Genomic DNA, 22121 nt, shown 5'->3' with positions numbered 1-22121 from the left:
CGCTGCGCCGCGGCGCGGCGAGAGCGGGCCGACGCGCCACGGAACGGGTTCCGTCAGGGCGGCGTTGCCTTTCCGACCGTTCAAAGATCAGTGATCATGACGCAAAGACGCCACGCCAGCCCGTTCGACATAACGCCGAAGGGCTGGCTCTCGCTGCTGGGGCGGGTCTGGCTGCGGCAGCTGCGTGACCACGTCGGGCTGATCGCCGCCGGCTGCGCCTTCTTCGGCATGCTCGCGATCTTTCCCGGCCTCTTCGCGATGATGGCCGTCGCAGGCCTGCTGATCGATCCCGCCGCGCTGGTGGTGCCGCTGCGCGAGATCGGGCAGATCCTGCCCGCGCAGGCCGCCGAGATCGTGATCGAGCAGGCGCAGCAGGTGGCCGGCAGCACCGGAAGCCAGCTGGGGCTGACGGCTGCGCTGGGCCTCGGGGTGGCCTTCTACTCCTCCTCGCGCGGAATGGCCTCCCTGATCGAGGGGCTGAACGTCGCCTTCCACAAGCGCGAGACGCGCAGCCTGTTCAAGCTGATCCCCTATACCTTTCTGCTGACGCTCATGGCGATGCTGGGGGCGCTGGCCGGGGTCAGCGCCGTGGCGCTGCTGCCCGAGGTGACGGATCACCTCCTCGTGGGGCACTGGGCGCAGGATGCCGCGCGGGTGCTGCGCTGGCCGCTGATCCTCGTGCTCGTCGATATCGCGCTCGCCCTGCTCTACCGCTTCGGACCGGCGCATCCGCCGCGGCGCTGGCGCTGGATCACGCCGGGCTCGACCGTGGCCTGCCTTGTCTGGCTGGCGGGCACGCTGGCCTTCGCCTGGTACGTGCGCACCACATCGGCCTACAGCGCGACTTTCGGCACCTTCGCCGGCATGATCGTGCTGCTGATGTTCCTCTGGCTGACTGCCTATATCGTGCTTCTCGGCGCGACGCTGGATTCCGAGATCGAGGGTCAGGCCAAGGACGACCCGGAGCCGGAAAGCGGCTCCCCCTCCGGCCCTGCGGAGAAGCCCGAGGTGCCGGACGGAACAAGACCGACGCAGGAATGAGCGGCCCGCACAAAATAATGTTACGCCCAGAGCGTCTTTCGCGACACTTTATCGGCGCAGCCTGTTGACCCCGCCGCGCCCCCATGCTTAATCCGCAAGCAGGATGAATAGGGGCGATACGCGGATGCAAGAGCACCTCGTACTTGTGGAAGAAGGGCGCATGGGCCGGTAACGGCAGGACCATGACGGTCTCCCATGCGCCCCCGGTCCCCGCCGGGGGCTTTTTCGTCCCCCCCTCTCATGACACAGCACGCGACAGGCAACCGAAGGACACAGGCGATGACCCAGGCGATGACCGGCGCAAGGATGGTGATCCAGGCACTGACGGATCAGGGCGTGGACACGGTATTCGGCTATCCCGGTGGCGCCGTCCTTCCGATCTATGACGAGTTGTTCCAGCAAAGCGGGATCAAGCACATCCTCGTCCGGCACGAGCAGGCGGCGATCCATGCCGCCGAGGGCTATGCCCGTTCTACCGGGCGCGTCGGCGTGGCCATCGTCACCTCGGGCCCCGGCGCGACCAATGCGGTCACCGGGCTGACCGATGCGCTGATGGATTCGATCCCGATCCTCGTCATCTCGGGGCAGGTTCCGACCTTCCTGATCGGCACCGACGGCTTCCAGGAGGCCGATACCGTCGGCATCACCCGCCCCTGCACCAAGCATAACTGGCTGGTGAAGGACACCGACGCGCTGTCCCGCACCCTGCACGAGGGCTTCCATGTCGCCCGCTCGGGCCGTCCCGGCCCGGTGCTGATCGACGTGCCCAAGGACGTGCAGTTCGCCACCGGCACCTATACCGCGCCCGAGGCGATCCGCAGCCGCTACCAGCCCGGCACCAAGGGCGATCCGGCGGTCATCGCTGCGCTGGCGCAGGCGATCGAGACGGCGGAGCGGCCGGTCCTCTATACCGGGGGCGGCGTGATCAACGCGGGCCCCGAGGCGAGCCGCCTGCTGCGCGATCTTGTGGCCAAGACCGGCATCCCGATCACCTCCTCGCTGATGGGCCTCGGCGCCTACCCCGCCTCGGGCGAGCGCTGGCTGGGCATGCTGGGGATGCACGGGCTTTACGAGGCGAACATGGCGATGCACGGCTGCGATCTGCTGATCTGCGTCGGCGCCCGCTTCGACGACCGGATCACCGGCCGCACCGACGCCTTCTCGCCGCAGTCGATCAAGGCGCATATCGATATCGACGCCTCCTCGATCAACAAGGTGATCCCGGTCGACATCCCGATCCTTGGCGATTGCGCCAGCGTGCTGACCGACCTGCTGGAGGCCTGGGAGGCGCGCGGGTCGAAGACCGACCGCGCCGCGATGAGCCGCTGGCACGCGCAGATCGACGCCTGGCGGGCGCAGGACTGCCTGCGCTACAAGGGCTCGGAGACCGTGATCAAGCCGCAATACGCGCTGCAGCGGCTCGAGGCGCTGACCAAGGGGCAGGACCGCTACATCACGACCGAGGTCGGCCAGCACCAGATGTGGGCGGCGCAGTTCCTCGGCTTCGAGGCGCCGAACCGCTGGATGACCTCCGGCGGGCTCGGGACCATGGGCTACGGCTTCCCGGCCTCGATCGGGGTGCAGGTGGCGCATCCCGGCGCGACGGTCATCAACGTCGCGGGCGAGGCCTCCTGGCTGATGAACATGCAGGAACTGGGGACGGCGGCGCAGTATCGCCTGCCGGTCAAGCAGTTCATCCTCAACAACGAGCGGCTGGGCATGGTGCGGCAATGGCAGCAGCTTCTGCACGGCGAGCGCTACTCGCAAAGCTGGTCAGAGGCGCTGCCCGATTTCGTCAAGCTGGCCGAGGCCTTCGGCGCCAAGGGCATCCAGTGCAGCGATCCGGACAAGCTGGACGAGGCGATCCAGGAGATGCTGGATCACGACGGGCCGGTGGTCTTCGACTGCCTCGTCGAGAAGCACGAGAACTGCTTCCCGATGATCCCGTCGGGCAAGGCGCATAACGAGATGCTAATGGGCGAAGCGGCGACCGAGCAGGCCATCGAGGCCGGCGGCGCGGTGCTGGTGTAAGGAGACGAGGTCATGGCGCTGAACATCGAACAGGGCTCCACGAGCCATTCCGCCTACAACCTGCGCTCCACCTTCTCGGACGTGGAAGAGCGGCACACGCTGGCCGTGATGGTCGAGAACGAGCCGGGCGTGCTGGCGCGGGTGATCGGCCTTTTCTCCGGGCGCGGCTACAACATCGAGAGCCTGACCGTGGCCGAGGTGGACCACACCGGCCATACCAGCCGCATCACCATCGTCACCACCGGCACGCCGCAGGTGATCGAGCAGATCAAGGCGCAGCTGGGACGCATCGTGCCCGTGCACGAGGTGCACGACCTGACCGTCGAGGGACGCAGCGTGGAGCGCGAGCTCGCGCTCTTCAAGGTCGAGGGCCAGGGCGAGGCGCGGGTCGAGGCACTGCGGCTGGCCGATATCTTTCGCGCCAGCGTGGTCGACACGACGCTCGAGAGCTTCATCTTCGAGATCACCGGCACCAGCGACAAGGTCGATGCCTTTGCCGAGCTGATGCGGCCGCTGGGGCTGACCGAGATGGCGCGGACCGGGGTCGCGGCGCTGTCGCGCGGCAGCGCCGGCTGAAGTAGCGGGACCGGGGGCCAGCCCCCGGACCCCCGGAGTATTTCCAGAAACATGAAGGGGCCGGCGCCGGAAAGGAGCCGGCCCTTCTGCTTAGAGGACGCGCAGGCGCGGACGGCGCCAGCTGCGCGCGGGCTCTATCATCAGCTCGTGCAGGGCCCAGACGAGGGCATCGACCCTGTCGGGGGAGCCCGGCCCGTCGAAGCCGCGCAGGCTCATCTGGCCCATCTGGTCCTCGAGCGCCGAGAGGCCGCGCAGGTGGCGCACGCGCCCCTGCTCGTAGAGGGCGGCGACGGGCTCGGCCCGCAGGACCTTGCCGCGGGTGGCGCGCAGCGGCTTGAAGGGCACGAGCGGGTCGATCTGCCGGATCACCGCCTCGACCATGGCGCCGCCCTGGTTCACCTCGGCCACGAGACGCTCGCCGCCGTGGCGTTCGAGCGCGGCGAGGGCGGCGCGGGCCCAGGCCTGCGGCGAGGCCGCCGAGACCGTCGCATCCTCGAGCACATAGGCGCGCCATGTCTCGGGCGGGCCCTTGGTGACCGCGCCCGCGACGACGATGCCGCAATCGTCGGAGCCCTTGTGGCCGCTGGCCGGCGGATCCACCGCCACGACGATGCGGTCGAGATCGGGCGCACGGTCGATGCCGCAGCCCTCAAGGAGGGCGCTCGGCCAGAGCGCGCCCTCGGCATCGGCCAGCAGCACACCGTCGAGCTCCTGCCGGCCCTGCCTTGTGCCGGCGTAGCGGCGCTGCACCGCCTCGAGGAAGCTGTCGGCCAGGTAGGCGCGATTGGCGCTGGTCGGGGCATGGGTGCGCACCGTGCCCTCGCGCTCCAGCAGGTCCTTGAGGACGGCGACGTTGCGCGGCGTGGTGGTGACGCAGGCGCGCGGGCGGTCCCCGAGGCGCAGGCCGAATTCCAGCATGTCCCAGGCCTCCTGCCCCTGCTTCCACTTGGCCAGCTCATCGGCCCAGACGGCGTCGAACTGCGGCCCGCGCAGGGCATCGGGATCATGGGCGGAGAAGACCTGCGCCGTCGCCCCGTTCGGCCAGACCAGCATCCGCCGTCCGGCGATCCAGGTGGGCCGCCGGTCGGGGGGCGAGCAGGCGAGGATGCCGCTTTCGCCGAAGACCATGACCTCGCGCGCCTGGTCCAGCGTCTCGCCCACGAGAGCCACGCGCCGCGCCTCGCCCGCGTCCATCGGGCCGGCGCCTTCGACCCTGCTGCGCACCCATTCGGCGCCGGCGCGGGTCTTGCCGGCGCCGCGCCCGCCGAGGATCACCCAGGCGCGCCAGTCGCCCTCGGGCGGGAGCTGGTGGTCGAGGGCCCAGAAGTCGAAGAGCCAGGGCAGCCCGTGCAGTTCCGCCTCCGTCAGCCCCGCGAGGAACTCATCCCTCGCGGCAGCAGGCGCGGAGGCGAGCCAGGCGGCACCCGATCTGGTGTCTGACGGCGGCGAGATCGATGTCCCCGTCCCGTCCGCGTCCCGTCTGCTTGCCGATCCAGTCATTGTATTTCCCCTCCGTTTCGAAAAGACGCTTCAGGGCGCTTTCCAGCTCTCCCTGCTTCTGCACGAGGGCGCCAAGCGCGCCCGCCTCGCCCGCTGCCACCGCCGCCAGAAGATCGGCGACGGTGGAGCGCACCGAGAGCAGCAGCGCACGTGCATCCTCCACTTCCTTGGCGCGCGCCGCGGCCTCCTGCCCCTGACCGGTTCTGTCGTCCATGCTGCCTCCTGCTCGGGTATCGCCGGCAGCCGGGTCCATGATCGCGATGGGGATATGGTCCGAACGCGAAAAAGCGGCCTCGGGGAAGGTCCCCGGGCCGCTTGCCCAGCTGTCTCAGCTTGGCTTTACCCTTACGTCATAGCGGACGCAGAGTCAAGGTTGATCGCGTGAAGAGCGGGCGCCAAGCGCCCGCCATGGTTACGAAATCTTCATTCTCCGGACGACTGCTGCTCGGCCTCGATGGCGCGCCAGCGGGCGACGTTCTCGTTATGCTCCTGCAGCGTCTCGGCGAAGGCATGACCGCCCGTGCCGTCGGCGACGAAGAAGACGTAGTCGGTCTGGGCCGGGTTGGTCGCGGCCTCGATGCTGGCGCGGCCGGGGTTGGCGATCGGTGTCGGCGGAAGGCCGAGGATCACGTAGGTATTGTAGGGCGTCGCGGCGCGAAGCTCGCTTTGCCGCAGGCCCCGCCCCAGCACGCCCTCGCCTTCGGTGATGCCGTAGATCACCGTCGGGTCGGTCTGCAGCCGCATGCCGGAATTCAGGCGGTTCACGAAGACGCTCGCGACCTCGGGCCGCTCTTCGGCGATGCCTGTCTCCTTCTCGATGATCGAGGCGAGGACCAGCGCCTCTTCCGGGGTCTGGATCGGCAGGTCGCTGGCGCGGTTGGCCCAGGCCTCCTGCAGGATGGCCTGCTGGGCATCCTCCATCTGCGCGATGAGGCCGCCGGCCTGCATGCCCGGCTCCACCGGGTAGCTGCCGGGGGCGAGGATGCCTTCGTCCGGCACCGCGACCTCGCCTTCGAGGACATCCAGCGCGTTCAGCGCGGTCGCGATCTGCCAGCTTGTCGTGCCCTCGGCCACCACCAGGCGGTAGCGGGTATCGATGGCCTCGCGCACCGAGAGGTATTCCTCGGGCAGGGCCTCGTCGGAGGCGGGGTCGAACTCGGCCACTTCCTCGAAGCGCTCGGTCGCGGGGTCGAGCTCGCGCACCTCGGCCTGAAGCGCGTTGACGCCGACGCGGAAGACGACCTCGGTGCCGCAGGTGCTCTGGCCGCCGCGGGTGACGATGCCGAGGATCTCCTCCATGCTCGCGCCCTCGGGCACGAGGAAGCTGCCGGCCTTGAGCTGGCCCGAGAGGTCGGCGTAATCGGCGCCGATGCGGAAGATCGTGCCGGAGGTGATCGCCCCCTGCCCGGCCAGATCGCTGCTGACGCCGCGCATGGTGCCGCCCGAGGGGACCTGCAGGCAGATCGCGGCGGCCAGCGGGCCGGGATCGCGGAACTGCCGCGCGCCCCAGACCACGACCCCGGCCGCAAGGAAGAGGCCGATGATCAGGAAGGTCAGCGCGTTGGAGGCGATGTTACGCCACATCAGGCGGGCGCCTTGCCCAGCACGAGGCTGGCGTTGGTGCCCCCGAAGCCGAAGCTGTTGGACATGGCGACGTTGATCTCGCGCTCTCGCTTCACGTTGGGGGCGAGGTCGAGCGCCGTCTCGACGGCCTGATCCTCGAGGTTGATGGTCGGCGGGGCGACCTGATCGCGCAGCGCGAGGATCGAGAAGACGGCCTCGATGGCACCGGCGGCGCCCAGAAGGTGCCCGGTCATCGACTTGGTCGAGGACATGGTGGCCCGCCCGGCGGCATCACCCAGCATCCGCTCCACCGCGGCCAGCTCGATCGTGTCGGCCATGGTCGAGGTGCCATGGGCGTTGACGTAGTCCACGGCCCCCGGCTCGATCCCGGCGTCCTTGAGCGCGGCGCGCATCGCGCGCTCGGCACCGTCGCCAGTCTCAGACGGGGCGGTGATGTGGTAGGCGTCGCCCGACATGCCGTAGCCCAGCACCTCGCCGTAGATCGTGGCGCCGCGGGCCTTGGCATGCTCGTACTCCTCGAGCACGACCATCCCGGCGCCCTCGCCCATGACGAAGCCGTCGCGGTTCGCGTCATAGGGGCGGCTGGCGCGCTGCGGCTCGTCGCTCCACTTGGTGGAAAGGGCCTTGCAGGCGTTGAAACCGGCGATGCCGATCTCGCAGATCGCGGCCTCGGCGCCGCCGGCGACCATGACATCCGCCGCGCCGTACTTGATCAGCCGCGTCGCGTCGCCGATGGCATGGGCGCCGGTGGAACAGGCGGTGACGACCGAATGGTTCGGCCCCTTGAAGCCGTAGCGGATGCTGACCTGCCCCGAGATCAGGTTGATCAGCGCGCCGGGGATGAAGAAGGGAGAGACGCGGCGCGGCCCCTTCTCCTTGATCAGCAGCGCCGTCTCGGCGATGGAATTCAGCCCGCCGATGCCGGAGCCGATCATCACGCCGGTGCGTTCCTGCGCCTCGACATCCTCGGGCATCCAGCCCGCATCCTCGACCGCCTGCTGCGCGGCAGCAAGGCCGTAGAGGATGAAGTCGTCGACCTTCCGACGCTCTTTCGGCTGCATGTAGCGGTTCGCGTCGAAGGTCCCGTCCGAGCCATCGCCCAGCGGCACCTCGCAGGCGTAGTCCGTGGCAAGGCCGCTCGCGTCGAAACGCGTGATCTTCCCTGCCCCGGACCGCCCCTCGAGCAGGCGGGACCAGCTGGTCTCGACGCCATCGCCCAGAGGTGTCACCAGTCCCAGCCCTGTCACAACTACGCGCCGCATCGCCGTCTCCGCCCGTCTTGGTAAATCGCGCCCCTGATACAGCAGCGCAAAAGCCGGGGGCAAGCCTGCCCTCGGCGTCTGTCCGCCTGCCGGTCCTGCCGGCCTAGGCCTTCAGCACGTCGCGCCAGCCGTGCTGGGGCTGAAAACCGACCATCCGCTTGGCCTTGTCATTGGCGTAGAAGGTCTCGGTCTCGCCCATCTCGCGCTTTTGCGGAACGCCCTTGTAGAAGCGCTCCATCACCTCTTTGGTGGTGATGCCGACCGACATGTCGTCGTTCGAGACGTTGAAGACCTCGTAGCCCAGCCCGTCGGTCTCGAGGCACTTCTGCACCATCTGGCCCAGATCGCGCGCGTCGATATAGGCGAAGATGTTGCGACGGCGAAGCGAGGGATCCTCCATAAAGGCGGGGAAATTTTTCTCGTATTCGTCGGGCTCGATGACATTGTTGATCCGCAGACCGTAGATGTCGAAGCCGGTGCGCGCCTGAAAGCTGCGGCCCGTCGCCTCGTTCACCACCTTGGACATGGCGTAGCTGTCCTGCGGCACGGTCGGATGCTCCTCGTCGACGGGCACATACTCCGGCTTCACCTCGCCCTGCGCGAAGCACACGCCATAGGTGGTCTCGGAGCTGGCGAAGATCACCTTGCGGATGCCGAGCTTCGCAGCCGCGTCCATGACATTGTAGGTCGAGAGGACGTTGATGCGATAGGTCTCGTTGTCGGGACGGATCAGGATCGCCGGGATCGCGGCAAAGTGCACGACGGCGTCGTACTTCGGCTGGGCCGCGCCCGGCTCCAGCTCGTCCATGCCGTCCCAGGCCTGCATCGCGTTGAAGACCTGTCCGCTGTCGGTCAGGTCGACCTTCAGGTCGTGGACCTTCGGATTGTTCAACGGCGCCAGATCCGCATTGGTGACGCGGTGCCCCTGCTCAAGCAGGTACTGGATCGCGTGACGTCCGGCCTTGCCGCTGCCGCCGGTGAAAAAGATACGCATGTTGTGCCTCCCTCTTGCGGCCTGGGCCGCTACACTCGTCACAGTGGAAAGCACGGAACACGCGGAGAGTTCAATGAAGGTAACGCGATACAAGGCCGGCTGCGCCGCCGTGATGGCCGCCGGACTGGCCGGGACCCCGGCGCTGGCGCAGGATCCCATCGACACCATCCGCCCCGACGCGCCGGAGCTTGCCGCCTATGGCGACTGGCCGGTGGGCGTGCGCAGCCTGACGATCGCGCGCGAGGATGTGCCGGACGTGCCCGCCGTCATGGCGATGGAGGCGCCCGAGGGGGGCCCGGAGGAGGCGCCGCTGACCACCCGCAGCCTGACGGTCGAGGTCTGGTATCCCGCCGCCGAGGGCACGCAAGCAGGCACCACCTACGAGACCGTCCTGCGCGACGGCACCACCCCCGTCACGCTGAGCGGCCGCGCCGCGCGCGACGCCGGCGCCGCGAGCGGGGAGAGCTTTCCCCTCGTCCTCGTCAGCCACGGCTATCCCGGCAACCGCTTCCTGCTCTCGCCGCTGGCCGAGAACCTCGCCTCCAAGGGCTATGTCGTGGCCTCCATCGACCATCCCGACTCGACCTATTCCGACCAGGGCGCCTTCGCCTCGACCCTCGTGAACCGTCCATGGGACCAGCAGGCGGTGCTCGACGGCATGGCGGCGCTGGACGGCGATCTCGGCGCGATCACCGATGGCGAGACGGCCGCGATCATCGGCTATTCCATGGGCGGTTACGGGGCGCTGATCTTCGCCGGCGCCGGTGTCAGCGAGGCCGCGCTGGACAGCGGCTATGCCCCGCCGATGGAGCTGCTGGCCGTGAACCGCGCCGGAACCCCGGGCTTCGCCGCGCTGCGCGACGACCGCCTCAAGGCCGCCGTCGCCTTCGGCCCCTGGGGCCGCAACACTGATTTCTGGGATGCCGAGGGTCTGGCCGGGATCGAGATCCCCTTGCTGATCCTCGCCGGCAGCGCCGATGCGACCTCTGGGTACCCCGCCATCCGCGCGATCTTCGAGGAGACGACCGGCACCCGCCGCCAGCTTCTGACCTTTGAGAACGCGGGCCATAACGCCGGGGCGCCGATGCCCGCCCCCTCTGCCGCCTGGGGCGAATTCCCGGACATGGACTGGCTGCCCTTCACCCATTACGCCGATCCGGTCTGGGACACGGTGCGGATGAACAACATCGCCCAGCACATGGTCACCGCCTTCCTCGACCTTCACCTCAAGGGCGATACCGGCAAGGCGGCCTACCTCGACCTCGTCCCCGAGCAGCCGGTCGAGGGCCAAAGCGGCGAGTACTGGGACGGCTTCGCCGGCGGCGAGGCGCCGGGCCTGCGCCTCGAGACGCGCGAGGCGGGCGAATAGCCTCGGGCCGGGGCGGGCCACCCCGCTTCCCCGTCCCGGCCGGATCTGTCACAATGCCCCCTACCCCAAAAGCAACAAGAGCAGCCCCCATGGCCGACGACCTTCTTTCCGGCGAAGAGCCTTCCACCTACGACGCCTCCTCGATCGAGGTCCTCGAGGGGCTGGAGCCGGTGCGCAAGCGGCCCGGCATGTATATCGGCGGCACCGACGAGCGGGCGCTGCATCACCTCGTGGCCGAGGTTCTCGACAACTCGATGGACGAGGCGGTCGCGGGCCATGCCAACCGCATCGAGGTGGAGCTGCACGCCGATTATTCCTGCACCATCCGCGACAACGGGCGCGGCATGCCCTTCGATCCACACCCCAAGTTCCCGGGGAAATCGGCGCTGGAGGTGATCCTCTGCACGCTGCACGCGGGGGGCAAGTTCTCGGGCAAGGCCTACCAGACCTCGGGGGGCCTGCACGGCGTCGGGGCGAGCGTGGTCAACGCGCTCTCGGACCGGATGCGGGTCGAGGTGGCGCGGGATCGCAAGCTGGTGGCGCAGGAATTCGCGCGCGGCATCCCGCAGGGCCCCCTGCAAGAGGTCGGCGCGGCGCCGAACCGGCGCGGCACCTCGACCACCTTCCACCCGGACGAAGAGATCTTCGGCCACCACAAGTTCAAGCCCGCGCGCCTGCTGAAGATGGTCCGCTCCAAGGCCTACCTCTTTTCCGGCGTCGAGATCCGCTGGAAGTCGGCCATCGACGACGGCGAGACGCCCGCCGAGGCGACCTTCCACTTTCCCGGCGGCCTTGCCGATTACTTGACCGAGGTGCTGGACGGCGCCACCACCTATGCCGAAAAACCCTTCGCCGGCACGGTGGAGTTTCAGGAGCGCTTCGGCGTGCCGGGCAAGGTCGAATGGGCCGTGAACTGGACGCCTGCGCGCGACGGCTTCATCCAGTCCTACTGCAACACTGTGCCCACGCCCGAGGGCGGCACCCATGAAAGCGGCTTCTGGGCCGCGATCCTCAAGGGCATCCGCGCCTACGGCGAGCTGGTGAACAACAAGAAGGCCGCGCAGATCACGCGCGAGGACCTGATGGTCGGCGGCTGCGCCGTCGTCTCCTGCTTCATCCGCGATCCGGAGTTCGTCGGCCAGACCAAGGACCGCCTCGCCACCGCCGAGGCGCAGCGCCTCGTCGAGGGCGCGGTGCGCGACCGCTTCGACAACTGGCTGGCGGGCGATACGAAATCCGCCGGCGCGATCCTCGATTTCCTGATCCTGCGCGCCGAGGAGCGGCAGCGCCGCCGGCAGGAGAAGGAGACGCAGCGCAAGTCCGCGACCAAGAAGCTGCGCCTGCCCGGCAAGCTGGTCGATTGCTCCACCGGCGCCCGCGCCGGAACCGAGCTCTTCATCGTCGAGGGCGACAGCGCCGGCGGCAGCGCCAAGATGGCGCGCGACCGCAAGACGCAGGCCCTGCTGCCCCTGCGCGGCAAGATCCTGAACGTGCTTGGGGCCGCCAGCTCGAAGATCGGCACCAACCAGGAGATCAACGACCTGACCCAGGCGCTGGGAACCGGCCTTGGCAGCCGCTTCGTGCTGGACGACCTGCGTTACGACAAGATCATCATCATGACGGACGCCGACGTCGACGGCGCCCATATCGCGGCGCTTCTGATGACCTTCTTCTTCAGCCAGATGCGCCCGCTGATCGACGCTGGCCACCTCTACCTCGCCTGCCCGCCGCTCTACCGCCTGACGCAGGGGGCCAAGCGCCTCTATGTCGCCGACGACGCCGAGAAGGACCGGATGATGGCGCAGGGCCTGGGCGGCCGCGGCAAGATCGACGTGCAGCGCTTCAAGGGTCTGGGCGAGATGGACGCCAAGGACCTGAAAGAGACGACGATGGACCCGTCGTCTCGCAAGCTGATCCGCGTCACCGTCGGCGACGACATGCCCGGCGAGACGGCCGATCTGGTGGAGCGCCTGATGGGTAAGAAGCCGGAGCTGCGGTTCCAGTACATCCAGGAGAACGCGCGGTTTGTCGAAGAGCTGGATGTATAAATTTATAGAAGGCATGAAACACCTTCGCACACGTATAAAAAAAAATTTCGGGCCTGTTAATTTAATTTATTAAGAGTCAAGCCTTCATGCGCCACAAGGAATTCCTAGCTCGCTACAAAGAGGAACTGCCGCGCCTACGGACTCTGGATAGAAAAATTAAGTCGCTTTTAGAAGATGCACTAAGGGAATCTGGCAGCGAGTTCCAGATCCTCACGTCTAGAATAAAGTCCGCAGAAAGCGCCTATAAGAAAAGCGAAGCCAAGCCTTATAATGATCCGTTTACGGAATGCACAGATCTGGTAGGGTTTCGAATAGTCGTTTATCTAGAAAGCCATGTAGATAAAGTTGCAGAAGCCATAAAGAACTACATAGATGTCGACGAAAACAACAGCATCGATAAACGCTACTTTGATCGCGCGGACAGTGTAGGTTATCGCTCCCTTCACATTGTAGGAAAAATCGATAACGCTCGAAGATCTTTACCAGAATATAGAAATATCGGCGATCTCAACTTCGAAATACAAATCAGAACAGCCTTGCAGAATACTTGGGCGGAAATAGAACACAAATATAATTACAAAGGGCTCCACGCCTTACCCGATGATTTGGCTCACCGCCTCATGGTCTTAGCAGGTACGCTTGAACTTATTGATCGTGAATTTGCTCAGATCACCCATGAAGCTGCCGCATATGCAAGAAGCATTAGCGAAGATGATCAGTCCGAAAAGAATGAAAACCTTTCAAAGCTTGCCATCATAGAAGTTCTTCGTAAAGAAATTTCGCTCGTTGGAGGTGATGTGGATTCTCTCGGCGACTTGTCCGTTCAAGATGCCGCATTAACCGAACTCAACGGCTTCGGAATAAATACTGTCGCAGATCTCACCGCGCTACTTAAAACAGTCGACCTGAAAACCCTTTTTGACGCATCCGATGAAAACCAAACAGTCACAGGCCTAATCCGAGACTTCATGATCTGCCGCGATGCTGAAAGATATTTTAACGATGCTTGGCGCTATGGTTTCTCCACCATACTAGAGCAAGATATACCATATCTTGAAGAAGCCTCTGGAAGGACGGATCTCTACGCCGTATTTAAAAAGTACAGCATAGAGATCGAACCACCTAGTTGACTGAGAGGCGTTACCCCTCCGGCTGCAGCACAACCAGCCCCAGCGGCGGCAGCGTCAGGAACAGGCTCTGCGCGCGCCCGTGGCTTTCTTCCGGCAGCGTCACCACCTTGCCGCCGTTGCCGACGCCGGAGCCGCCGTAAAGGCTCGCGTCGGTGTTCAGCCGCTCGGTCCATGTGCCGGCATGGGGCACGCCCAGCTTGTAGCCCTCCTGCACCGTCGGGGTCATGTTGGCGACCACCAGCAGCGGCTTTGTTCCCTGCCCGCCCTTGCGCATGAAGGCGAAGACGGAGCGGGTGTGATCGCCGCCCTCGATCCATTCGAACCCCTCGGGCGAACAGTCGAGTGCATGCAGCGCCGGCTCGGCCTTCATCAGGTGGTTCAGGTCGCGCACGAGGTCCTGCGCGCCCTTGTGCATCGGATCGTCCAGCAGGTGCCAGTCCAGCGACTGGTCGTGGTTCCACTCGCGCTCCTGCCCGAACTCGCACCCCATGAAGAGCAGCTTCTTGCCCGGATGCGTCCACATCCAGCCGAGGTAGGCGCGCAGGTTCGCGAACTTCTGCCAGCGGTCGCCGGGCATCTTGTTCAGCAAGCTGCCCTTGCCGTGCACAACCTCGTCGTGGCTGATCGGCAGGACGAAATTCTCGGACCAGGCGTAATGGATCGAGAAGGTCATCTCGTTGTGGTGGTAGCTGCGGTAGAGCGGGTCTTCCTGCATGTAGGCCAGGCTGTCGTGCATCCAGCCCATGTTCCACTTGAAGTCGAAGCCGAGGCCGCCCTCGTTCACCGGACGCGATACACCGGGAAAGGCGGTGCTTTCCTCGGCAATGCTGGCGCCGCCCAGATGCGTGACGCGGTCGTTGGTCCGCTTGAGGAACTCGATCGCCTCGAGGTTCTCGCGCCCGCCGTACATGTTGGGCACCCACTCGCCGTCGTTGCGCGAATAGTCGAGGTACAGCATCGAGGCCACCGCATCCACGCGCAGCGCGTCGATGTGGTACTGGTCGATCCAGAAGGTGCCGCTGGCGCGCAGGGTGTTCGCCACTTCGACCCGGCCGAAGTTGTAGATCAGCGTGTTCCAGTCCTTGTGGAAGCCCTGGCGCGGATCCGCATGCTCGTAAAGCGCGGTGCCATCGAATTGCGCCAGACCATGCGCGTCCGAGGGGAAGTGCGCCGGCACCCAGTCCACGAGGACGCCGATCCCCGCCTGGTGCAGCTTGTCTACCATCGAGGCAAATTGCTCCGGCGTGCCATAACGCGCGGTCGGCGCGAAAAGGCCGATCGGCTGGTAACCCCAGGACCCGGTGAAGGGATGCTCGGTCACCGGCAGGAACTCGATATGGGTAAAGCCCATCTCGGTCGCGTAATCGGCCAGCTGGGTGCCGATCTGGTCGTAGTCGAGGATCTCGCCCTCGGCGCCGCGGCGCCAGCTGCCCAGGTGCACCTCGTAGATGCTGACGGGTTTGTTGTGCAGGCTTTCGCGGCGGGCCATCCAGTCGCCGTCCTGCCAGTCGTGCTTGATGAGGCCGTTGACGATGGAGCCCTGCGCGGGCGGCATCTCCTGCTTGAACGACAGGGGATCGGCCTTGAGCGGCAGGACATCGCCATAGGCGCCGACGATCTCGAACTTGTAGAGCTCGCCCTTGGTCAGGCCGGGAATGAACAACTCCCACAGCCCGCCGCCCATGCGCTTGCGCAGCGGATGGCGGCGACCGTCCCAAGCGTTGAAGTGCCCCACGACACTGACGCGGCGGGCATTGGGGGCCCAGACGCTGAAGACCGTGCCCTCGACACCCTGATGGGTCATCGGATGGGCGCCGAACCGCTCCCACAGCTCCTCGTGGCGGCCTTCGGCGAAGAGGTATTCGTCCATCTCGCCCAGCACCGGGTAGAAGCGGTAGGGATCGTCACGGTCCCAGATCGCTTCGCCCGCCTTCAGGCGCAGGCGGTAGTCTTCCTTAATCGCCTTCGGAAGGACACCGTGGAACACGCCCTCGGGGTGGATGCGGGCAAGGCTGCCCGCCTCCTTGCCCTTGGGATCCAGCACCGTCACCTCGGCGGCGTCGGGGGCGAAGACGGTCAGGACGCGCTGCCCCCCCACCTCGCGCGGGCCGAGGTGGGAGAAGGGGTCGCCAAGACGGCCGCGGACGATGGCCTCGAGTGTGGCGGCATCGGGGGCGGTGGCTGGCAGGTCGGTCGGCAGATCAGTCATGGTCATTGCGTCTCCGTTTCGTCTGCGGCGTCGCCGGTCGTGCCGGGCGCCTCGTCGCGGATAAGGTCCAGCAGGCCGGCCAGCGGGATATCCACCCAGGTCGGGCGGCTGGCCAGTTCGTAGACGACCTCGTAGGCCGCCTTCTGGATGAGGAAGAGGTCGAGCAGCGCGCGGGCGACCTTCGGGTCGTCCGGATGCGCCGGGCTTCCGGCGATCTCGCTGTCGTAGGCCTCCATGAACTCGGTGATCGCCCGTTCCCGCCACTGCAGAACGCGGCTCTCCACCCCTTCTGCGTCAGAGCCGGCCGAGGCCGCCCAGCGCAGCGCTGATTGCGCGGCGTAGTCGAGGCTGCGAAGCATGCCCGCGACGTCGCGCAGCGGATGCGCCTTACGGCGCCGATCCTCGAGGCTGCGGCGCGGCTCTCCCTCGAAGTCGATGATCTGCACGTCGTTCTGCGCCATCAGGACCTGACCTAGGTGATAATCGCCGTGGATCCGGGTCAGCGCACCGGATGGCGGCATCTGCGCCACCTGGTCAAGACGCGCTTCCAGCGCCCGGCGCCCTTCGACGACCTGCGTGGCAAGATCGGCGGCCCGCCCCGAGAGGCTGGCCTTCGACAGGCGCGTCAGCATGTCCTCGACCTCGGACCGAACCTCAGCGACCAGCGCCGTCAGCGCCTCCTGCGTCAGCGTCTCGGGCGCGAAGGCCTCGGAAGTGCCGCTGGCGAGGGCCTTGTGCATCCCGGCCGTGCGGGCACCCAGCACCGGCGCGATATCCAACGTCGGGATGTAGGAGGGCGTCTCCCCTTCGATCAAGGATGTCTCGGAGGCGTAGCGATCCAGCGCCGAGGTCAGCGCCGCCCAGGCATCGCCCTGGTTCGGCACGAAGGCGAAGGCCGCGCCGAGCGAAGTCGGTGCCCCCGCATCGGGCCGATAGGCGATCTCGCCCAGGAAGGCGGGCGTGCCGTCGAATCCGGCCTCTTCGGTCAGGAAGCGGGCGACCTCGATATCGGGCTGCACGCCTTCGCGCAGGCGGCGATAGAGCTTCAGGATCACCTTGTCGGAATAGGCGATCGAGGCATTGGACTGCTCTATCCCCAGAAGACGCGGCTCGCCCATCTCCTCGATCTCGGCCATGGCGGCGGTGGTGTCGAAGACCACCGAACCGCCCTCGGCCTTCAGGTCCCCGCCCTGCGACAGGGCCTTGCCCAGCGCGGCGGTGAAGCCGGTATCGGCGGTGGCGTCGATCAGGCCGCCCACCTTCGCCATCTGCCGCAGCTTGGCCAGTGTGAAGCCCAACGTCGAAGAGCCGAAGGAGACGTTCTCTTCGCCCCAGAGCGCGGCCAGCGGCAGCAGGTAGCGCTGCGTCTCGCCATCCGCCAGCGTCACGTCCAGCGTCGTCAGGGCCGAGCGGCCCCCTTCCATATCCGCCAGCGGCGTGATCGCGGTGCTGCTGACGCGCTGATCCTTGGCCGCGAACCAGCGCTGAAGCGGCAGGTAGCGGGTGATGTCCGTCTCCAGCTGGCGCCCCTCGCGCCCGGTTATCGCGCTCGAGACGCGGCCGTCGCGGGTGGTCAGGGTGATGAAGTCGGGCAAGATCTGCTGCGGCGCGGAATGCCAGCTGGGGGCATCCGCCTCACCGGCCAGCATGAACCAGTAGAAGCCATAGGCCGGCAGGGTGATCAGGTAGGGCAGCGCGCCGATCGGCGGGAAGGCCGAATGGCCCGTCAGCTCGATCGGGACGGAGCCGTTGTAATCGCTCAGATCGATCTCGACCGCCTGCGCCTGCCGCGAGAGGTTCGCCACGCAAAGCACCGAGGTCCCCTCGTGCTCGCGCACGTAGGCCAGAACCTTGCGGTTCGACGGGTAAAGCAGCTTCATCTCGCCGCGGCCAAAGACGCTCTGCGTCTTCCGGACCGAGACCATGCGCCGCATCCAGTTCAGCATGGACGACGGATCGTTCGACTGAGCCTCGACGTTGCGCGCCTCGAAGCCGTAGACCGGGTCTTGGATCGTCGGCAGGTACAGCCGCTGCGGCTCGGCCCGGCTGAAGCCGCCGTTGCGGTCGGGCGACCACTGCATCGGCGTACGCACCCCGTCCCGGTCGCCCAGGAAGATGTTGTCGCCCATGCCGATCTCGTCACCGTAATAGAGGATCGGCGTGCCCGGCATGCTCATCAGCATGGAGTTCAGAAGCTCGATCTTGCGGCGGTCGTTCTGCATCAGCGGCGCAAGGCGGCGCCGGATGCCCATGTTGATCCGCGCCTGCTTCTCGCTGGCGTAGGTCTCCCACAGGTAATCGCGCTCCTGGTCGGTCACCATCTCGAGCGTCAGCTCGTCGTGGTTCCGCAGGAAGATGCCCCATTGGCAATCTTCCGGGATCTCGGGCGTCTGGCGGATGATGTCGGTGATCGGGTGCCGATCCTCCTGCGCAACGGCCATGTACATCCGCGGCATCAGGGGGAAGTGGAACCCCATGTGACACTCGTCGCCCTCGCCGAAATAGGGGCGCGTGTCCTCGGGCCACTGGTTCGCCTCGGCCAGCAGCATCCGGTCGGGATAATGCTTGTCGAGATCGGCGCGGATCGCCTTGAGGACATCATGCGTCTCGTCGAGGTTCTCGTTGTTGGTCCCGTCCCGCTCAACGAGGTAGGGGATCGCGTCGAGCCGCAGCCCGTCGACGCCCATGTCGAGCCAGAAGTGCATGGTGCGCAGCACTTCCTCCATGACCGCCGGATTGTCGAAGTTCAGGTCCGGCTGATGGCTGAAGAAGCGGTGCCAGTAATACTGACCGGCCTCGGGATCCCAGGTCCAGTTCGACTTCTCGGTATCGGTGAAGATGATCCGGGTCTCGGGCCATTTCTGATCGTCGTCGGACCAGACGTAAAAGTCCCGCTCGGGGCTGCCTTTCGGCGCCTTGCGGGCGCGCTGGAACCAAGGGTGCTGGTCGCTGGTGTGGTTGATCACCAGCTCGGTGATCACCCGGATGCCGCGGCGATGCGCCTCTTCGACGAAGACCTTGAAGTCCTCCATCACCCCGTAGGACGGGTTGATGCTGTCGTAATCCATGATGTCGTAGCCGTCGTCGCGCAGCGGCGAGGGGTAGAAGGGCAGCAGCCAGATGGCCGTCGCCCCGAGGCTCTCGACGTGGTCAAGACGGCTCATCAGGCCCTTGAAGTCACCGATGCCGTCGCCGTTGCTGTCCTGGTAGGCCTTGACGTGCACCTGGTAGATGACGGCGTCCTTGTACCAGTCCTTGCGGCTCCGGTCGATCGCGTCGGCGCCCGCATCGGCCGCCGTGGTCATTGCTTGGTCTTCCATTCTCATCCTCTCGCGCCGCCGGGGGGCAGCAGTCGCCAGATCGCATAGGGCCGGGTCTCGGGATCCAGCGTCAGCCGGTGTTCCTTCCCGTGCCAGGTGAAGTAGTTGCCCTGGATCGCATCCTGCACTTCGATGCTCGCCTCGTCGGGCAGGCCGAATTCCCACAGCGGAACCTCGAAGCCGAACTCGGCCGGGTTGTGGGGATCCAGCAGGACGTGGAACAGCAGGTAGCTGTCGCTCTCGGGATCGAAGCGCCCGTAGTACAGGACCTGCTCGGAGCCCGCGTCGAAGAACTTCAGGTTGGTGAAGTCCCGCATGCAGGGGTTCTCGCGCCGCAGCGCGTTCAGCAGGCGCAGGTCGTCCTTGACGTGGCCGGGGGCGTCGAAGTCCCAATCCTTGATCTCGTATTTCTCGGAATCGAGGAATTCTTCCTTGCCCGGAAGGGGCGCGGCATCGCAGATCTCGAAGCCGTTGTAGACGCCCCAGTTCCCCGAAAGCGTCGCCGCCAGCGCCGCGCGGATGCGGAAACCGGGACGGCCCGAGGTCTGCAGGAAGACCGGGTTGATATCGGGCGTGCTGGTGAAGAAGTTCGGCCGCATGTAGTGCCGGCACTCCTCCGTCGTCAGCTCCGTCAGGTATTCCTCCAGCTCCCACTTCTCGTTGCGCCAGGTGAAGTAGGAATAGCTCTGGTTGAAGCCCAGCTTCGCGAGGCGCTTCATCACCTTGGGCCGGGTAAAGGCCTCCGACAGGAAGATCGCGCCGGGGTGGCGGGCCTGAACCTCGGAGATGATGAACTCCCAGAAGGGATAGGGCTTGGTGTGCGGGTTATCGACGCGGAAGGTCAGCACGCCGTGGCCCGCCCAGAACAGGAACATGTCACGGATCGCTTCCCAGAACGGCGCGTTCGCGCTGCCGTCGTCGAGGTAATAGCGATAGTTGACGATGTCCTCGTACTTCTTCGGCGGATTCTCGGCATACTTGATGCTGCCGTCGGGCCGCCATTCGAACCAGTCCGGATGCTGCTTGATCCAGGGATGGTCGGGCGAGGCGTTCAGCGCGATGTCCAGCGCGATCTCGAGGCCATGCTCGTCGGCCGCGCCGACCAGCGCATCGAAACCCTCGATCGTGCCGAGCTGCGGGTGAACCGCCGACTGACCGCCCTCGGCGCTGCCGATGGCATAGGGGCTGCCGACATCGTCCGGGCCCGGTGTCAGGGTATTGTTCTTGCCCTTGCGATTGGTGCTGCCGATCGGGTGGATCGGCGTGAAATAGAGCACGTCGAAGCCAAGATCGCGGACATAAGGCAGCTTGCCGATCACATCGCGGAAGGTGCCATGCTCAAGCCCCTGCCCCTGGCTGCGCGGGAACATCTCGTACCAGGCAGAGAAGGCCGCGGCCTCCCGGTCGGCCCAGAGCTGCAGGTCGCGCGCGTAGCGGGTCAGGTTCGTGCGTGGGCCGGCGCGGTTCATCAGCGCCAGCGTCTCGGGCGCCAGCAGCACGTCGAGACGGGCCTGCGTGTCCTCGACGCCCGCGGCATCGGCCAGCGCCTTGAGGGCAGCCTTATCCTCGCGGCTCGGCGCGGGACGGGCAGCCGCGGCCGCGGCGATCTGCCTGCGGCCTTCCTCGGCCTCGATGGCGACATCCTGCCCTGCGGCGATCTTCTTCTGGGTGTCCTTGTGCCATGTGCCGAAGTCGTCGCGCCAGGCGAGGACGGTATAGACATACATCCGGTTCTCGGGCGGGGTGAAGCGGGCCTGCCAGCGGTCGTTGACGACATGCGTCATCTCGACCTCCGTGGCCTCCTTCTCGCCCAGCGGCCACCACAGCAGCGAGGCGCGCATGAGTTCATGCCCGTCGGTGAAGGCATCGGCCGTCACGGTGACAGGCTGTCCTGCGACCCCCTTGGCCGGGAAACGGCCGGCGTCGATCTCGGGTTCTACCGCCTCGATCGCCACGCGATGCGCGGCAAGGGCGGCGATGGACGGGGCGGCGGCTTGCCGTCCGGGGCGCCTCATGGTTTCGCGGCTCCGGTCGTGATCGGAAATAGCGTCTTCATAAAATGCCCCCTCTTGCAACTGGTGACGGTGCAAGCCGTCCTGCCTCAAACGACCGGCGCGGCCCCGATGTTCCCCTCGGCAAGGCCGGCGGCGCAGCTTAGGCGGGTTTTGCCTCGCCCCTGCCGCCGCATTGGGCAGGGGCGGACTTTCGCCCGGAGCGCGACTGTGATGAACTGCCACCCTCGCCCGACGGAGCCCTTTGCATGTCTTTCATCCTGCCCCTGCTGAGAGAGCTCTACGAGGCGGATACGGCCCGCGCGCGGCGGTTCCGCTACGGGCTGCTCGGCTTCGACGCGCTGACGATCCTTTACGTCATCGCCACCTCCTTTTTCCCGCACGAACCTTGGGTGGAGCGGGTCGATACCCTCTTCGGCCTCGTCATCGCGGCGGATCTGGCGGCGCGGCTGGCGGTCTCGCGCAAGCGGATGACATTCCTCGCCAGCCCGCTGACGCTGGCCGAGCTGGCGGCCCTAGTCTCCTTCCTGCTTCCCTTGGCGGGCGAAGGCTTCGGCTTCCTGCGGGTGCTGCGCACGCTGCGGTTCCTGCACTCCTACGAGCTTCTGGCGCGGCTGCGAAAGGTCAGCCCGACCCTGCGCAGCAATCAGGAGGTGCTGACCGCCGCCACCAACCTCGCGGTGTTCCTCTTCGTGATGACCGGGCTGATCTACGTCACCCAGCACCGGACCAATCCCGATATCGGCAATTACGCCGATGCGCTCTACTTTACCGTCACTTGCCTGACGACAACCGGCTTCGGCGACATCACCCTGCCCGGCACCGGCGGGCGGCTTCTGTCGGTGGCGGTGATGATCGTGGGGGTGACGCTGTTCCTGCGGCTGGCGCAGGTGACCTTCCGCCCGACCAAGGTGCGCGAGCCCTGCCCGCGCTGCGGGCTGATCCTGCACGATATCGACGCGATCCACTGCAAGCATTGCGGCAAGAGGCTGCAGATCAAGACGGAAGGCGTCTACTGAAGGCGTCGGGGCGGCGACCGGCTGCG

The 22121-nt window shown here is 66.4% G+C and carries 15 protein-coding genes; 7 read left to right on the top strand and 8 right to left on the bottom strand.

Annotation, left to right across the window (positions count from 1 at the left end):
• Positions 1-96 precede the first annotated feature (96 nt).
• From DFP88_RS02200 to ilvN, 3 genes are all read left to right on the top strand, one after another.
• On the top strand, positions 97-1041 hold the full coding sequence (locus tag DFP88_RS02200; RefSeq protein ID WP_110812797.1) for a YihY/virulence factor BrkB family protein: 945 nt from the start codon (positions 97-99) through the stop codon (positions 1039-1041).
• A gap of 279 nt (positions 1042-1320) precedes the next feature.
• Positions 1321-3072: an acetolactate synthase 3 large subunit gene (locus DFP88_RS02195; RefSeq protein ID WP_110812796.1), complete on the top strand. Its 1752-nt coding sequence runs from the start codon at positions 1321-1323 to the stop codon at positions 3070-3072.
• A gap of 12 nt (positions 3073-3084) precedes the next feature.
• Positions 3085-3648 carry an acetolactate synthase small subunit gene (ilvN, locus tag DFP88_RS02190; protein WP_110812795.1) on the top strand — a complete coding sequence of 188 codons (564 nt, stop codon included), beginning with the start codon at positions 3085-3087 and terminating at the stop codon, positions 3646-3648.
• Between the two features lie 90 nt (positions 3649-3738).
• Here the strand turns inward: ilvN and DFP88_RS02185 are convergent, their stop codons facing one another.
• From DFP88_RS02185 to DFP88_RS02170, 5 genes are all read right to left on the bottom strand, one after another.
• Positions 3739-5148, bottom strand: a complete 1410-nt coding sequence (locus tag DFP88_RS02185; protein ID WP_110812794.1) for a DNA-packaging protein — start codon at positions 5146-5148, stop codon at positions 3739-3741.
• Positions 5030-5362 carry a hypothetical protein gene (locus tag DFP88_RS16795; protein WP_146227395.1) on the bottom strand — a complete coding sequence of 111 codons (333 nt, stop codon included), beginning with the start codon at positions 5360-5362 and terminating at the stop codon, positions 5030-5032. Before DFP88_RS16795 ends, DFP88_RS02185 begins: the two co-directional genes overlap by 119 nt.
• Before the next feature lie 209 nt (positions 5363-5571).
• On the bottom strand, positions 5572-6732 hold the full coding sequence (gene mltG, locus DFP88_RS02180; protein ID WP_110812793.1) for an endolytic transglycosylase MltG: 1161 nt from the start codon (positions 6730-6732) through the stop codon (positions 5572-5574).
• Positions 6732-7994 (bottom strand): beta-ketoacyl-ACP synthase II, encoded by a 1263-nt coding sequence (fabF, locus tag DFP88_RS02175; protein WP_110812792.1) that lies wholly within the window; start codon positions 7992-7994, stop codon positions 6732-6734. The genes mltG and fabF overlap by 1 nt, the downstream gene beginning before the upstream one ends.
• A gap of 103 nt (positions 7995-8097) precedes the next feature.
• Positions 8098-8988, bottom strand: a complete 891-nt coding sequence (locus tag DFP88_RS02170; RefSeq protein WP_110812791.1) for an NAD-dependent epimerase/dehydratase family protein — start codon at positions 8986-8988, stop codon at positions 8098-8100.
• A gap of 73 nt (positions 8989-9061) precedes the next feature.
• Here DFP88_RS02170 and DFP88_RS02165 point away from each other — a divergent pair, with 73 nt between their 5' ends.
• The 3 genes from DFP88_RS02165 (at position 9062) to DFP88_RS02155 (ending at position 13535) form a co-directional block, all read left to right on the top strand.
• The gene (locus tag DFP88_RS02165) at positions 9062-10357 is read left to right on the top strand and encodes an alpha/beta hydrolase family protein (protein ID WP_245904637.1); all 1296 of its coding nucleotides are present in this window, start codon (positions 9062-9064) and stop codon (positions 10355-10357) included.
• A gap of 89 nt (positions 10358-10446) precedes the next feature.
• Positions 10447-12405, top strand: a complete 1959-nt coding sequence (gene parE, locus DFP88_RS02160) for a DNA topoisomerase IV subunit B (protein WP_110812790.1) — start codon at positions 10447-10449, stop codon at positions 12403-12405.
• Positions 12406-12491: 86 nt separating this feature from the next.
• Positions 12492-13535, top strand: a complete 1044-nt coding sequence (locus DFP88_RS02155; protein ID WP_110812789.1) for a GTP pyrophosphokinase — start codon at positions 12492-12494, stop codon at positions 13533-13535.
• A 10-nt stretch (positions 13536-13545) separates the two neighbouring features.
• Here the strand turns inward: DFP88_RS02155 and glgB are convergent, their stop codons facing one another.
• From glgB to DFP88_RS02140, 3 genes are read right to left on the bottom strand one after another with little or no spacing between them, the layout of a single operon-like run.
• Positions 13546-15744, bottom strand: a complete 2199-nt coding sequence (gene glgB / locus DFP88_RS02150; RefSeq protein ID WP_110813286.1) for a 1,4-alpha-glucan branching protein GlgB — start codon at positions 15742-15744, stop codon at positions 13546-13548.
• Positions 15745-15746: 2 nt separating this feature from the next.
• Positions 15747-19064 (bottom strand): maltose alpha-D-glucosyltransferase, encoded by a 3318-nt coding sequence (treS, locus tag DFP88_RS02145; protein WP_425450799.1) that lies wholly within the window; start codon positions 19062-19064, stop codon positions 15747-15749.
• A gap of 2 nt (positions 19065-19066) precedes the next feature.
• Positions 19067-21079 (bottom strand): alpha-1,4-glucan--maltose-1-phosphate maltosyltransferase, encoded by a 2013-nt coding sequence (locus tag DFP88_RS02140; RefSeq protein ID WP_110812787.1) that lies wholly within the window; start codon positions 21077-21079, stop codon positions 19067-19069.
• A gap of 245 nt (positions 21080-21324) precedes the next feature.
• On the opposite strand from DFP88_RS02140, the gene DFP88_RS02135 reads away from it, so the two are divergent.
• Positions 21325-22095, top strand: coding sequence for an ion transporter (locus tag DFP88_RS02135; RefSeq protein ID WP_110812786.1), 771 nt, complete (start codon positions 21325-21327; stop codon positions 22093-22095).
• Positions 22096-22121 lie beyond the last annotated feature (26 nt).

The organism is Pseudoroseicyclus aestuarii (assembly GCF_003217255.1).
Classification (GTDB): domain Bacteria; phylum Pseudomonadota; class Alphaproteobacteria; order Rhodobacterales; family Rhodobacteraceae; genus Pseudoroseicyclus; species Pseudoroseicyclus aestuarii.
Note: the sequence above shows the minus strand (reverse complement) of the source record. Positions and strands in the feature narration are given on the sequence as shown.